Genomic DNA, 13,705 nt, shown 5'->3' with positions numbered 1-13,705 from the left:
AGGAGACTTGAACCCATGACATTCCGCAGACACGCCCAACAGGGCTTCACCCTCATCGAGGTCATGGTGGTGGTGGTCATCCTGGGCATCCTGGCCGCCATCGTCGTCCCCCGCGTCATGGACCGCCCCGACGATGCCCGCATCACCAAGGCCCAGAATGATATCCGCGCCCTGGAGAGTGCCCTGAACCTTTATCGGCTGGATAACTTCAACTATCCCAGCACTGATCAGGGACTGCAGGCCCTGGTGGAACGCCCCTCCGGTCAGCCCGAGGCACGGAACTGGCGCCAGGGCGGCTACATCGACCGCCTGCCCCGGGACCCGTGGGGCAACGAGTATCAGTACCTGCATCCCGGCTCCCGGGGGGATTTTGACCTTTACACCTTCGGGGCCGATGGACGCCCAGGCGGCGAAGGCATGAACGCGGAGATCGGCAACTGGGGTGACTGAGATTCATCGCAGCCGGGGCTTCACCCTGCTGGAACTGGTGGTGGTGCTGTTCATCATCGGCATCATGTTCACCTTTGCAGTGATCGCCGTGGGGGATGGGGGCCGTGATCGCATGATCGAGCAGGAAGCGCGTCGCATCGTGGCCCTGATGGATCTGGCCCGGGACGAAGGCATCCTCACCGCCGAGGAGACGGCGGTGGGTTTTTCCCGCCACGGCTACACCTTTCTGCGGGAGTTCGAGGTGGGGGAGCGTACCTATGAATGGCTGCCCCTGGAGACGGACCGCCAGTTCCGGGAACGCAGACTGGAGGACCTGGACATCCAACTGGAGCTGCATCTGGAGGGCATCGCCGTGAGCCTGGATCGCACCCTGGACAATCCGGCCCCCCACGTCTACCTGGGCATCACTGGCGAGATCACCCCCTTCGAACTGCACCTGCATGCCGACCGAACCCGCCGCCCCTATTTCATCATCGAGGGGCAGCCCAATGGCCGTATCCAGGTGAAACGCCCGGAGGACCGGCTATGAGGGCCACTCCCACCAAGGCACGCCGGCAATCAGGCTTCACCCTCCTGGAGGTGCTGGTGGCCGTGACCATCCTGGCGGTGGCCATGGGCGCCATCATCAAGGTGGCCAGCGAAAACGCCCGTAATGCCGCCTACCTGCGGGATCGCACCCATGCTCACTGGGTGGCCAGCAACGTGATGGCGCGCTATCGCGCGGGCATGGAAGAGCCCGCCCGGGGCACACGACGCGGTGCAGTGATCATGGCGGAACGGGAATGGTACTGGGAGGTGGAGATCCAGCCCCGGGACCTGGACGTGGCCGGCTACACCCTGGGGGCCGTGCCCCGCATCCAGGTGACAGTGCGCGCCGAGGACGACCCGGGCACACCCTACCTGGCCCGGCTCACGGGGTTCCTCAATCCATGACGAGCAGGCACGGGCAGCGGGGTTTCACCCTTCTGGAACTGGTGGTCACCCTGGGCATCTTTGCCCTGGTGTCGGTGATGGCCTACGGAGGACTGCGCACGGTTCTGGACTCCCAGGCCATCACCTCGGCCTCCGCCGAGCGTCTGGGCCAGGTGCAGCTGGCCTTCACCCTGATGGGGCGTGATCTTGAACAGATCGCTCAGCGATCTGCCAGGGACGGTTATGGAGACCTTCGACCACCGCTGCGCTTTTCCGGCCTGCGTGAGCCGCCGCGCCTGGAGCTGATCCGCGCCGGGGCCCGCAGCGGCACGGGGCGCAGCAGCCTGCAGCGCGTTGCCTGGGAAATGCAGGAGGGCACGCTGTACCGGCTTTACTGGTCCGCCCTGGATGGTGGCCATGAAGAACCCACCGGGCGCATGCCCCTGCTGAGCCGGGAGGGCGCGGCCGCCCTGCGGGACTGGGAGGTACGCTTCCATTTCCGGGAGGGCGACGGGACGTCAGCCCTGGACTACTGGCCCCCCGCCGGCCAGGAGGGCGGCCTGGCCAGCCTGCCCCTGGCGGTGGAGGTCATCCTGGACCTGGACGGCATGGGCCGGGTCTCCCGCCTGTACGCGGTGCGCTGATGGCGCGCCGAACCTTCCAGTCACCGGCCAGACAGCGGGGGGTGGCGCTGCTCACCGCCCTGCTGGTGGTGACGCTGGCCACCATCGCGGCGGTGTCCATGGCCACCCGACAGCACATGGACATCCGCCGCACCACCAATGTGTTCACCCACGACCAGGCCTACCAGTTGTCCCTGGGTGCCGAGGCCTATGCCCTGCGACTGCTGGGTGAGGTACACCAGGATGATGATGTGGACCTGCCCTGGGAGGGCTGCGTTTCCCCTCCCATCCCCGTGGTCCTGGAGGATGCCGATCTCACCGTGTGGCTGGAGGATATGCACTGCCGGTTCAATATCAATGATCTGGCCACCGAGGATGAATCCGTGCACGAACGCTTCGTGCAACTGCTGGACGCGGTGTCCCTGGAGGCCCAGGGTGTCACCCTGGACAGCGACGGCCTCACCCGCAGCATCATCGACTGGCTGGACCCGGAGACCGACGACCCCGGCTATCACAGCCAGGAGCCACCCTATCTGAGCGGTAACCAGCTCATGCTCAGTCCCACGGAACTGCGGCTGGTGCAGGGGGTGAACGACGAGGTCTGGCGGGCGGTGGCCCCTTACCTGACGGCACTGCCCGGCACGGGGGCCGGCATGAACCTGGCCGAGGCGCCGGAGATCCTTCGCGAGGTCTTCGGCGAGGCGGACGCGGATGATGATGAGGAGACAGAGTTTACGTCCCGCTACTATCGTCTGGCCGTGCGCACCGAACTGGCCGGCCGCCGCTTCCTGCTCTGCAGCCTGCTGGATATCGCCGAGCAGCGAGTGATCCTGCGTGAGCAGATCCCCTGTGGCCCATGAGGGCCTTCATGTGCCCTGAAGGTGGTCCTGGGTTCGGGCGCTGTCCCGTGGCATCCCGGTCAGCGGGGCTGTGTTATCGTCTGAAATGCGATCAGTCGGCGATGGATGTAACCACAAATGAAGGCATGTGTTGAGGCTGTGATCCTGCCCCGGCAAGTGAGGCAATGGTGTATTTTCATGGCGTTATGGCTCCTGCCCCTCATGGCCCTGGCCGAGGAACAGTCGATTCATATCGTCACGCTTTCCGGGGAGCCCATCGCTCGCTATGAAGGGGGTGTTCCGGGTTATCCCGCCACCCACCCAAGAGTGGCCGGCGCAGTACGACTGGACATGGAGCAAGCCACGGTCAGGCAGTACCGTGAATACCTCCGGGGGGAGCGACAACGCATCATCCGGGATCTGGAATCCGATCTGGAAAGACCCCTGACCATTGTCCGGGAATACGACGTCACAATGCATGGGCTGGCCGTTCACTTGAGTGCATCCGAGGCAGGGCGTATTCGGGAGCATCCCGACATCCTGGCCGTGGAGCCCGAAGGCTTCACGAGGATGCATGGGGCGGCGGACGACACGGTATGGCCATACGAAGGCCAACAAGATGCGCCTTGGGCGTTCGTGTGGTCATGGAGGTGGCTGGGCCTTCCCTTGCTGATCCTCATCGTGGCCTTCTGGGCCTATCGGCGTCATGGAGGTCCACGCACCACCGTCATTCTGCTGACGACGGCGGGGGTTTCCCTCGTCCTTCCGGCCTGCTTCAGCTCCGGTGGCGGCAGCATCAACCTCAACGTGCCTGGGGCAGAATTCGTATCTCCCGGTGCAGCCCTGATCGGTGCGCCCGCCATCTGGTCGGGCAAGGCCCATCCGGGGCTGCCGCCCACCATGGGTGAGGGCATTGTGGTGGGTATCATCGATACCGGCATCAATCCACACAGTCCCTCATTTGCGCAAGTCGGTGATGATGGCTATGTGCATGACAACCCCCGTGGTCATTTTTACGGGGTGTGCGATCCTCGCAACGATCGCCTCTACAATCCTAATTTCTCTTGTAACAATAAATTGATTGGTGCCTGGGTACTGGATGATCCAGGGTTGAACGCCATGGACCGCGATGGTCATGGCACCCATGTGGCCGCCACGGCGGTGGGGAATTTTGTTCGGGAGGTCACGGTATACGCCCCCTCGGGGCTGCGCCTGAACGCCAATATCTCGGGCGTGGCGCCCCACGCCAACCTCATCGCCTATCATGCCTATTCCAACGAGGATGGTTTTTTTCGTGATTCGGCCCTCATCGCCGCCGTGGAACAGGCCGTCATGGATGGGGTGGATGTGCTCAATCTCTCGCTGGGCGGCGCGGACTACAACCCCTGGGAGGATTCCGTGCTGGGCCTCCCGTTGCTGACGGCCATCGACCTGGGGATCCATGTGGTGGTCGCCGCAGGCAACTCCGGACCAGACGCAGCCACCGTGGATACTCCCGGTGATGCACCCTGGGTCTTCACGGTGGGTTCCAGCACGCACGCACTGAGTTACGTCAACCACTTGCAGGTGGCCTGGGGTGATGAAAACGAGAGGATCACGGGGGTGGCCTTGACCCGGGGCCTCGACCGCGCCCCGATCATCCACGCAAAGGATGTCCAGGATCGCTACTGTGAAGGGAAGTTTGAGGGCCGTTTCAATGGTGAGATCGTGATCTGCGATCGTGGTGAAAATGCCCGCGTGGAGAAGGGACAATATGTCAGGGAGAATGGTGGTGCCGGGATGATCCTGGCCGAGGTGGATCCAGGCGATGAATCGGCGCTGGTGCTGGATGCACACGTATTGCCTGCCGTGCATATCACCCAAAAGGACGCCCAACGTCTGGCGCAGTGGATGAGTGAGGCACGGGAAGGCGGTAAACCCTTGATGGGCAGCCTCTCGGGGACTGAAGTCCGTCATGACCCCGCCGCTGCGGACCGCGTAGCATCGTACAGTTCGCGTGGGTGGAACCGGCAGGCGCCCGACGTGATCAAGCCCGATGTGGTGGCGCCCGGGTCGGCCATCCTGGCCCCGGTGGTGGACGGCGTAGGCTACGCCATCTGGAATGGCACCTCCATGGCCAGCCCTCATGTGGCAGGTCTGATGGCATTGATCACATCCCTGCATCGGAACTGGACGCCAGCGCAGGCCCGCTCCGCGGTCATGACCACGGCCCGGTGGGAGGGTATCCGGGACCATCAAGGTCAGCCGGCCACACCCTTTGACCGAGGCAGCGGGCGGGTGGATACCGTGAGGGCGGTCAGTGCACCGCTGCTTCTGGACGAGTCCCGATCAGCCTATGAAGCGGCAAACCCGAGCCTGCGCGGGGAACATGGCCCTCCAGGTGCGGGTGATCCGAGCCGTTTGAACCTGGCCAGTCTCGGGCATGGGGCCTGCGTCCATGACTGTGGGTGGACCCGCCGCTTGACCAATGTCTCTGGGGAAATCACCCATTGGGATGTGGTCGCCCAGATGGAGGACGGACGCTTCGCACAGGCCTCACCCCATAGTTTTTCCCTGGCCCCGGGTCAGAGCGTGTATCTGAGCATTGAAACCCGATACCAAGGCGATGAGTTGGACACCTTTCATTATGGTTCTGTGGTGCTGACCGAGGTCGAGGGTGCCGGCCGTAGCCTGAGCCTGCCCATGGCCATCCGGAACACTTCCGAGGATATCCAGATGGATACAGCTGATCCCACCATCGCTGAATGGATAGGGGGCCATCGCCCCAGGAGCCCGATCCATTGACACAGCGTCACCTCATCCTCAGGCCCCACCCGGAAGACAGCACCTGGCAGGGTGTGCTCCAGGCGTCCGATGGCAGACTTACGCCCCTGGGCACCGACACGCTGGATGCCCTGCGGGCCCAGGCCCCGGATGCCGCCTGCCGGGTACTGGCCCCCGGCGCCCGGGTCCTGCTGACCCAGGCCCGCATCCCCACCCGCAACCCCAGGGCACTTCGCCGGGCGCTGCCCTATGCCCTGGAAGATCAGTTGGCGGACGACGTGGAGATCCTGCATTTTGCCCCCGGCACCCGCCGCGCCAATGGCGACCTGACGGTGGCCGTGGTCTCCCAGGCGGACATGCAGGCCTGGCTGGATGGCCTGCGCGGGGCCGGCATCCAGCCCGCGGCGATGATCCCGGACACCGCCGTGCTGCCTGCCGAGGCGGATGCCTGGGTCTTGTGGCTGGAAGGCGAGGGCGGCTGGCTGTCCATGGGTGAGGGCAGGGGCACGACCCTGGAGCGGGACAACGCCGCTTTTCTGCTGCGTCGCTGCCTGGAGGAGACCCCGGAGGGGGAACGCCCGCAGCACCTGAAGGTCCTGCGCCATGGGTCTGGCCGGCCCGGCGATGATGCGCTTCGGACCCTTCAGGAGGATAGTCATGGTATGGAGCTCACGCTGAGCGAGAGCCCATCCAGTCTGCTGGAACACCTGGCGGCGCACTGGCCTGCCCGCCCCCCGCTCAACCTGCTATGCGGCCCCTACAGCCCCCGGGATTCCATGGACCACCTGTGGCGGTCCTGGCGGATCGCTGCCAGTGTGCTGCTGGCCTGGGTGGTAATCCAGTTTGTCGGCCTGGGCTGGAACCTGCAGTCCCTGGGGGCCGAACAGACCGCCCTGGAGGAACGCATGATCGAGGTCTACCAGCAGACCTTCCCCGGCGGCCGTATCGTTGACCCCCGACGTCAGATGGAAACGGCCCTGCGGGGTCTGTCATCCGGCCCCGATGGGTCGGGTTCTGACCTTCAGAATCTGCTCACCCGGGCCGCACCGGCCCTGGCGGGGGAGGAGGGTCTGAGCATCCAGGGCCTGCGCTATCAGGCGGGTCGGCTGGATCTGGACCTGCACTTGCGTGACCTGCAGGGCCTGGACCGGCTCAAGCAGAAACTGGAACAGGAAGCGGGCTGGGCCGTGGATATCCAGTCGGCCAGCGCCCGGAACGACCGGGTGGAGAGTCGCATTCTGATCAGGAGTTCGGGATCATGATCAAGGCATGGTGGCGTGAACAGTCGGTGCGGGACCGGCGCATCCTTGTGGTGGGTGGTCTCTTCCTCTGCGTGGCCTTGCCCTATTGGCTGATCTGGCTGCCGCTGAGTGACCGGGTAGCCGCCATGGAGCAGGACGTGGCCCGTCTGCAGGCCGACCTGGCCTGGATGGAGCAGGCTGCCAGTCAGATCCGCAGCGCCCGTGGCCAGACCCAGGCGGCCCCCGCCGACATGGGCGGACAATCCCTGCTGGGCATCATCGACGCCACCGCCCAATCCGGCCCCTTGGCAGGTACCCTGCGGCGCGTCCAGCCCGAGGGTGGTCATACGGTGCGCGTGTGGATGGAGAACACCCCCTTCGATGACATGCTGCTGTGGCTGGACGAACTACGTCGCCAGTACGGCATCCAGGTCAGCAGCCTGGTGGTGGATCGCCAGTCCGCCGGTGGGCGGGTGAACGTGCGCCTTGTGCTGGAGAGTTGACGGCCCGCTTACCTTCGGTAAGCCTGAACCCTGCTTCCATTCCCTACGATAGAGTCTCCCTAGTCACGTGCCCCTGAAAAGCCTCGTTCTCAAGCCCTGGCATTACGTCCTGGCGGGCCTCATCGCCTACCTCGTCTTCCTAATGGTTACATTGCCCGCCACCCTGGCCCACGATCTCGCCCGCGACCGGGGCTGGCTGCCGCCGGAACTGGCTGTGGAAGGCCTGTCCGGTTCCGTGTGGTCCGGCGAGGTGCAGCAACTGCGCTGGGAAGAGCTGTCATTACAGGGGGTGGCCTGGCAGGTGTCTGCCTGGCCGCTGTTGCGCGGCGAGTTGCGCACACACATCCAGTTCGCCCGGCCCGGGAGTGGGGGCAGTGCGCAACTGGGTCTGCGCACCACCGGGATGCGTCTGCAAAACCTGCGGGCAGACCTGCCAGCCGCCTACCTGGCCGATGCCTTTGTGGATTTTCCGGTGATCGTCGAGGGGCGCATTCTGGCCGACATTCCGGTGGTGCATGTCCATCACGAGGCAGGCTTCACCCGGGCCGAAGGCACCCTGGGCTGGCTGGGGGCCGCTTCGGGGCTGCCCCAGGCCATCCCCCTGGGCGACCTGCGTGCCGAACTGAGCACCGACGATAACGGCTGGCTCCGGGCCGTGGCCCGTGACCATGGAGGCCCGCTGTTCCTGGAGGCCACCGCTCGCCTGAGCCCGGTGGGGCCCTGGCAGATCCAGGGCCGACTGGGCGCGCGTGACCAGGCCGAACCCGGACTGGGTCAGGCACTGAGCCTCATGGGTCGGGAGGACAGCGAGGGTCGCATCCCGCTCAACCTGAGCGGAAGGCTCTGAGGCGCGGCCCGCACTGGTGAACCCTTTGGGATCTCCTGGCCCTCACCCCCTCATCCCCTCACCCCCAGCCCTTATCCCCCGAGGGGGAGAAGGGAGTGGCTGTAGCTGAACTCTGGTTCTTTCACAGTAACTTGGTTCTTTCAGGTTAAGCGCCGCCGCCGGGCCGATGGGTGGGATCGATCCACGGATCATCCTCCGCGCCCAGGCCTGTATCCCGATCCAGTTCCACCTGGGTGATGGTCCTTCCCGGTGACTTGATGCGCACCCACAGGCTGGCGAAGATCAGCAGGAAGTTGATGATGCCCACCAGGATGAATGGCGCCCGCGGGTCGATCTGGTCGAACAGTCGCCCGCCGATGAGCACGATCAGCAGGATGCCCAGTGCCCCGCTGATATTGAAGGCCGCCAGCACCGAACCCCGCTTGGGCTTGGGCGCCTCCTGGCCGATCAGCGACTGGGCCCCCAGGAACACGGCCATCTGACCAATGCCCATCAGGATGAAGAAGGCATAGGCATAGGTGGCCAGGGGGTTGGTCAGGAAGATCATGGCCAGGTTGCCCGCAGCCGCGATGGCCATGCACACGCCCAGGGCGGTCACCCGGTTGAGGCGATCAATGATGGGCCCCAGGAAGGGTGCCGACACCAGGGCTGCCACCTGTGTGACGATGAAGATGATGGTTCCCTGCATCACCGCCTCGCCCGTACTCATCCCCAGGCCGATGCCGACGGTGGTGCCCCACAGCACCACGAAGGTGGCATTGATGGACTGATCCCCCCGGGCAATGAACGCGGCGCCGTAGGAGAGCAGGATGCGGGGATTTCTTGCCTGCGCAAAGCCGGTCACCAGCAGCTCCCGCACCGGCGGCTGGGGCTCCCGGGACGCGGGTACGCCCGGCTTGAGCCCGAAACCAATGATGACGGCGGAGATCACCGCCAGAGCTGCCACCATGAGGAATGTGTAAAGACCGGCATCGGTGCCGCTCACGCCACGGCTGGTGAAGATGTCGGGGAAGGCCCCGAACATCTGCCCGATGATCACGATACCCAGCCCATTGAGCATGCCGATGACGGCCACCAGCTTGCCCCGTGAGCGCTCAGCCGGGTAGTCCGCCAGCACCGTGGACAAGGCCCCGGCAATGGCCACGATGCCCATGGCGTAGAAGATGCGGTAGATGAACAGGTCTTCCGCCGAGCCCGCCATGGGATAGAGCACGTAGCAGGCGGCAATCAGCATGAACCCGGCGATGTAGATCGGCCTTCGCCCGATCTTGTCGATGAGTATCCCTGCCGGTATGAACAGCAGCAGCGCCACCACCTCGGTCCAGAACACCAGATCCCCGCTGAGCGTGCCCTGCTCCTCGATGGGGATGTTCAGGTGCTCGTTGAGGATGTACGTCTGCCCGATGGTGATGAACACGATCAGGCCGATGGACACGAATCCCGCGTAGAAGAAGGTCCAGCCATGAAACGGCATGACCCCGGGCGCCAGATAGATGGGCCCGATCCGGTGGGCACTGTGCGGTGGTTCGGATGCGGTGGTCTGGGTCATCTGAGGCTCAGCATCTCGTGGGCTCGGGAAAGTCCCACAAGATACAGGGCAAGCGGGCTTTGAGGCCAGTGGGGGGGGCAGGTTTGCTCTTCCCCTGGGTTCATGCAGTCCCATGCCGTCATGTCAGGGGTGATCAGCACCTCATCGCCACAAAAGCTTCAGCCACGCTTCATCCGGGAGACACGTTGCCATGAAAGCCTGGGGGCGCTGCTGCCCTTAAGGGTTTTTCCAGGAATGAAAACCCGGGGCACGGCCTGCCGGCCGGGCCACCGGGCCTGGCCATTCTCGCTTAACGATTGGCTCTGAGGAGGGCATATCATGGCACGCAGGAATCATCGTAGGATCGCCGCGGGTTGGAGCATTGGTGGGTTGTTTCCAGGAAGCATGGCATTGGTGTTTGCCCTGTTGGCATTTGCCTGGTCACTGCAGGTGCAGGCCTCAGGACCGGGAGTGCCTGGCCTCTACTGGATTGATGATCGAGGAGCATCGCATCTCCTCTCCGAGCAAATCCGGGATCAGGTGAACTCACGCCTGCCGCGGGGTTCTCAGCCGCCGGGGCGGCCTTTTGCCAACCAGGATCAGGGCGTGGTGGTTGTCGATGGGGGCGTGGAGTTCACTGTGGGCGCCAATGGTCACTTCCAGTCCTTGAACGAGGCGCTGGGCGTGGCCTCTGCCGTGAGAAGCCGGCACAGCGGCGAGCGTGGTGAGGGCGTCGTGGTGACGATCCTGGAGGGCGTGGTGCTCAATGAACAGGTCAATATGCATAACACCGATCTGTCCCACATTCGTCTGACCGGCAATAGCCCGGTCATGGTGGATACTACCGGCTTCGCCAATGCGGACGATGACCGCGGTAGCGCGCCATTCTTCAACCTCCAGTTCGGCAGTGAGTCACCGAAAATTGACGTGATTTTTGAGCAGGTGGCTGGCGGTGATGCCGTGGGCCTGCTGGCCAACAGGGGCTCCAGTGCCGTGTTGACCCCCAATGGTGGGTTTGTGGGGTTCCGGGACGGGGCCACTGTCAATAACGGCTCGACCCTGACGGGCCGGTTTTCCACATTGCAGGGTTCCCGCTGGGCAATCCATGCCCGCCACATGAGCGATGCCAATCTGCGGTCCGCAAGACTGGACGGTGGAGACATCGGGGCCTGGGCGCGCCGGGCTTCGCGCATTGATGCCCGTGCTGCGGATTTATCCGGTCATGGATCGGGCGAAGGCCTGCGTGCCGACAACGTGAGTCTGATCGAAGCCCATGGCGCGGTGATCAATCAGCGTGCCATCGCTGCCAATGCTTTCCGGGGCGGGCAGATCAACCTGTTGAGCGCTAATCTGGCAAACACCGGCACTGCCATGCAGGTTTCCGATGGAGGTTTCATCTACGCACATGGTCTGGGCGATCTGTCGAATGTGGGTCAGGTGTTTTCCATCGAGCCCAATACCTTCTCGGCACGTGGGGTGATTCTCACGGACTTGGCTGTCGACTGACTCCGTGAGGTTATTCTGTGGTGTGGCTCTGAGGAGTGAGGTGGCAGGTTTGACCCGCCATGGTGCGCGCCCAGGATTTCCTTCACGTTTCTGGCGTTCCTAGAGCGCGACCTGTACAGGGGCATCCAAAAAAAATTGTTCTGTTGCAGTTGCTAAGGCACCGTGGGTGGGGTCAACCCCACCCACGGAATTGGCTTCGTTGTTCGATACTAAGAAGTCATGGTGTCACTCACTAGCACTTATGGAAGCCATCTGATGTTACCGCAAGCGTTATTATTGTGAGCAGGGATCCTCTCGCTCCTCGTTTTTAACCGCGATCATGATGCCCGTGCCCTTCAAGGTGTTGTCAGTAGCATACTCACGGCTAACCAAAAGCATCATCTCTCCATCGGCACTGACGAAACCCTTAGCTTCCCAACGCCCTGAGTCATTGTCTCCGGGGATCGTGATGGTGATGCCGCCATTCTGTTCATAAGCGACTTGGGCCGAATCTTCATAAATTACCTTACTAGGATCAGCATGTTCGAGGTTGATTTCACCCGAGCCAACTCGACTGACTTGCGCCTCGCGGTTCGGATAAAAGGCGAGGCGACTTACGTGATCAACCTCTCCGCAGAAACCAACTTGGCCGCCTAGCAAGCCGCTGATCCTGATGGGGCCTGACGACGATGTGTCATACGTAGACTCGTATCCGAAAAACTGCCATGTTGTTTTTGCAACGTCAGGAAAGCCGGGGTCCACCGCCATGCCGATCAAGAGGGATTCTTCAATGAAGGTGTAATCGTCCCCGCTCTTCGCGACATCGCGCTCTGGTATCACCCAGAGACGCCCTTCGGGCTCGCCATGTCCAGTCATGCTGATATCTGTTCCATCGACCTGCAGCATCATTTCGCCACGACCATTTTGTAGTGCAATTAGTCTAATTGTTTCCGGTGGCGGATCTATGGAAACATCGTTACAGCCAGCATGAATGAATCCTTCTGATAACACTTCCCCGATGCTATAACCTCCCTCACCGTCGGGATTCTGTGCAAGCATGGCCTCAGTTCGAATGCCATTGCATCCATTGTTACCGAGTTCGTGTGCGATTCGCACCAAGCCGTAACTCTCTCGCAGTTCAGGGCGGGTGCCGCTCGCAACCATAAGATCTAAAGCCAGGGATTCGCGCCATCCCTGAAGGTCGGCTTCAGACTCAAGGTCGAGATCTTCCGGTCCCTGGGCGCCAGATTGGTAATAATGTCTTTGAGAGTCTCGATTGAGCCCCACAAAGGCATAAGGCTCATCCCATTCGATGGAGCTGTCTGTTGGTATCGCCGGTATACTTTGAAGTCGGAAGGTGCCTGGCGCATGTACAGCAGCAAAAGTACCGTGATCCAGTTGCTCGTAGTTTGTTTCACCAGGCATGGCCACGCTTAATGCGCCTCCTTGTCTGAAGCGTAGCCCGGTTACAATGTGTGGGGGTTCATTGGTCGTGTATGAATTCAATTGGTTTTCATTGAGTGACAAGTCAGTGACGTTGACATAAAATGTGGATTCAGCAAGCTCGGCTTCACCGTTGGAGTCGGAGCGGAAGGAGAATCCGTGTCCCTCTTCGAATTGTGTGGCCACTCGAGGCATTTCACTTTCAAAGCCTAGCCCTTTGCCAATGTGGTACGTCTTATAGTGGGTGCCCAGGGAGCTATAATCCGCTGGGGCTAGGCTCAGTTCAGTAATTTCACTATTGACGATATTTCCTGCGGACGCCTTGAGGGCATTAATCCAACTTTCGGTGGTGCCGCGATCGGCCTCGTCAATGCTCACCGATTCTGCGGCCGCGCGAAGGTTCATTACTTCGTCAACAGAGATTTGGTCCAATTGGACTTGACTGTCCATGAGTGCTGCGGTTATGAACTCTGAAATCGGATCGACGTTCACTCGGTCTCCGGTGACAATCGCGCGGAGGACCGGTTCGCTTTCACCATCTTGGATAACCCGAAGTACCAATCTCGTGCTTATTTCGATATCTTGTGGGATCTCGATCGTGTAGGTGCCATCGTCGGATATTGGTGATCTCAATTGCTGACCATCGATGCCTGATATTACATCGTCGTCTCTATGGGGATTTACGCGGATTAACTCAATCCAATAGGGGCCCGGGCCTGCTTGTGCGTTTGCCGTCCCAATGAGGAAGTCACCTGCGAGCCGGACAGCATTTTGGTGCCTGGATTGGCTTATTGTGGGCTGGAAGTTGGCTTCAGGAATATCCACTGTACCGGTGATGGTGGGCAACGCGTCTGGTTCGCTTGTTATAGGATCCGTTGGCGATGTGGTGCTGCTTGATGAGCTTCCAAGGCATCCCGAGAGTGGGACGGAAAATGCGGCGGCACAGGCAACGACTAAGCAGGAGCGGGTAAAGTATCCCGGTTGTTGTTTTTGCATGAGTCTTCCCTTTAGATCAGCTATGGCAAGTATTGGCTTGATGGCTGCAATGGTGACTGATTGACCTGTTGATGA

Annotated in this window: 12 protein-coding genes; 10 read left to right on the top strand and 2 right to left on the bottom strand. The window is 62.1% G+C overall.

Annotated features, from left to right (window positions below):
* The first annotated feature begins 15 nt into the window (after positions 1 to 15).
* The 9 genes from gspG (at position 16) to ECTOBSL9_RS03980 (ending at position 8,178) form a co-directional block, all read left to right on the top strand.
* Positions 16 to 450, top strand: coding sequence for a type II secretion system major pseudopilin GspG (gspG, locus tag ECTOBSL9_RS04020; protein WP_063463983.1), 435 nt, complete (start codon positions 16 to 18; stop codon positions 448 to 450).
* On the top strand, positions 443 to 979 hold the full coding sequence (gene gspH / locus ECTOBSL9_RS04015) for a type II secretion system minor pseudopilin GspH (protein ID WP_082829724.1): 537 nt from the start codon (positions 443 to 445) through the stop codon (positions 977 to 979). The genes gspG and gspH overlap by 8 nt, the downstream gene beginning before the upstream one ends.
* The gene (gspI, locus tag ECTOBSL9_RS04010) at positions 976 to 1,383 is read left to right on the top strand and encodes a type II secretion system minor pseudopilin GspI (RefSeq protein ID WP_063463982.1); all 408 of its coding nucleotides are present in this window, start codon (positions 976 to 978) and stop codon (positions 1,381 to 1,383) included. Before gspH ends, gspI begins: the two co-directional genes overlap by 4 nt.
* On the top strand, positions 1,380 to 2,006 hold the full coding sequence (gspJ, locus tag ECTOBSL9_RS04005; protein ID WP_063463981.1) for a type II secretion system minor pseudopilin GspJ: 627 nt from the start codon (positions 1,380 to 1,382) through the stop codon (positions 2,004 to 2,006). The genes gspI and gspJ overlap by 4 nt, the downstream gene beginning before the upstream one ends.
* On the top strand, positions 2,006 to 2,845 hold the full coding sequence (gspK, locus tag ECTOBSL9_RS04000; protein ID WP_063463980.1) for a type II secretion system minor pseudopilin GspK: 840 nt from the start codon (positions 2,006 to 2,008) through the stop codon (positions 2,843 to 2,845). Before gspJ ends, gspK begins: the two co-directional genes overlap by 1 nt.
* Before the next feature lie 177 nt (positions 2,846 to 3,022).
* On the top strand, positions 3,023 to 5,608 hold the full coding sequence (locus ECTOBSL9_RS03995; protein WP_168161528.1) for a S8 family serine peptidase: 2,586 nt from the start codon (positions 3,023 to 3,025) through the stop codon (positions 5,606 to 5,608).
* Entirely contained in the window at positions 5,605 to 6,849 is a 1,245-nt protein-coding gene (gene gspL / locus ECTOBSL9_RS03990; protein WP_063463978.1) for a type II secretion system protein GspL, read from the top strand. Before ECTOBSL9_RS03995 ends, gspL begins: the two co-directional genes overlap by 4 nt.
* Positions 6,846 to 7,331 carry a type II secretion system protein GspM gene (gene gspM, locus ECTOBSL9_RS03985; protein WP_240481042.1) on the top strand — a complete coding sequence of 162 codons (486 nt, stop codon included), beginning with the start codon at positions 6,846 to 6,848 and terminating at the stop codon, positions 7,329 to 7,331. Before gspL ends, gspM begins: the two co-directional genes overlap by 4 nt.
* Positions 7,332 to 7,398: 67 nt before the next feature.
* Positions 7,399 to 8,178: a type II secretion system protein N gene (locus ECTOBSL9_RS03980; protein ID WP_063463977.1), complete on the top strand. Its 780-nt coding sequence runs from the start codon at positions 7,399 to 7,401 to the stop codon at positions 8,176 to 8,178.
* Positions 8,179 to 8,323: 145 nt separating this feature from the next.
* On the opposite strand, the gene ECTOBSL9_RS03975 is transcribed toward ECTOBSL9_RS03980, so the two are convergent.
* Positions 8,324 to 9,727 (bottom strand): MFS transporter, encoded by a 1,404-nt coding sequence (locus ECTOBSL9_RS03975; RefSeq protein ID WP_063463976.1) that lies wholly within the window; start codon positions 9,725 to 9,727, stop codon positions 8,324 to 8,326.
* A gap of 384 nt (positions 9,728 to 10,111) precedes the next feature.
* Here ECTOBSL9_RS03975 and ECTOBSL9_RS03970 point away from each other — a divergent pair, with 384 nt between their 5' ends.
* Positions 10,112 to 11,212: a hypothetical protein gene (locus ECTOBSL9_RS03970; protein ID WP_063463975.1), complete on the top strand. Its 1,101-nt coding sequence runs from the start codon at positions 10,112 to 10,114 to the stop codon at positions 11,210 to 11,212.
* A 273-nt stretch (positions 11,213 to 11,485) separates the two neighbouring features.
* On the opposite strand, the gene ECTOBSL9_RS03965 is transcribed toward ECTOBSL9_RS03970, so the two are convergent.
* Entirely contained in the window at positions 11,486 to 13,630 is a 2,145-nt protein-coding gene (locus ECTOBSL9_RS03965) for a hypothetical protein (RefSeq protein ID WP_156500032.1), read from the bottom strand.
* Between the last annotated feature and the right edge of the window lie 75 nt (positions 13,631 to 13,705).

Origin of the sequence: Ectothiorhodospira sp. BSL-9 (assembly GCF_001632845.1) — a bacterium.
Lineage (GTDB): Bacteria > Pseudomonadota > Gammaproteobacteria > Ectothiorhodospirales > Ectothiorhodospiraceae > Ectothiorhodospira.
The sequence above is the reverse complement of the archived record's forward strand: the minus strand, read 5'-3'. Positions and strand labels throughout refer to the sequence as shown.

Bases quoted from the DNA above. Each gene is read 5' to 3' on its own strand.
- ECTOBSL9_RS03965 (WP_156500032.1), bottom strand. From the start codon at position 13,630: ATGCAAAAACAACAACCGGGATACTTTACCCGCTCCTGCTTAGTCGTT.
- ECTOBSL9_RS03995 (WP_168161528.1), top strand. From the start codon at position 3,023: ATGGCGTTATGGCTCCTGCCCCTCATGGCCCTGGCCGAGGAACAGTCG.
- gspM (WP_240481042.1), top strand. From the start codon at position 6,846: ATGATCAAGGCATGGTGGCGTGAACAGTCGGTGCGGGACCGGCGCATC.
- ECTOBSL9_RS03970 (WP_063463975.1), top strand. From the start codon at position 10,112: ATGGCATTGGTGTTTGCCCTGTTGGCATTTGCCTGGTCACTGCAGGTG.
- gspG (WP_063463983.1), top strand. From the start codon at position 16: ATGACATTCCGCAGACACGCCCAACAGGGCTTCACCCTCATCGAGGTC.
- gspK (WP_063463980.1), top strand. From the start codon at position 2,006: ATGGCGCGCCGAACCTTCCAGTCACCGGCCAGACAGCGGGGGGTGGCG.
- gspJ (WP_063463981.1), top strand. From the start codon at position 1,380: ATGACGAGCAGGCACGGGCAGCGGGGTTTCACCCTTCTGGAACTGGTG.
- ECTOBSL9_RS03975 (WP_063463976.1), bottom strand. From the start codon at position 9,727: ATGACCCAGACCACCGCATCCGAACCACCGCACAGTGCCCACCGGATC.
- gspI (WP_063463982.1), top strand. From the start codon at position 976: ATGAGGGCCACTCCCACCAAGGCACGCCGGCAATCAGGCTTCACCCTC.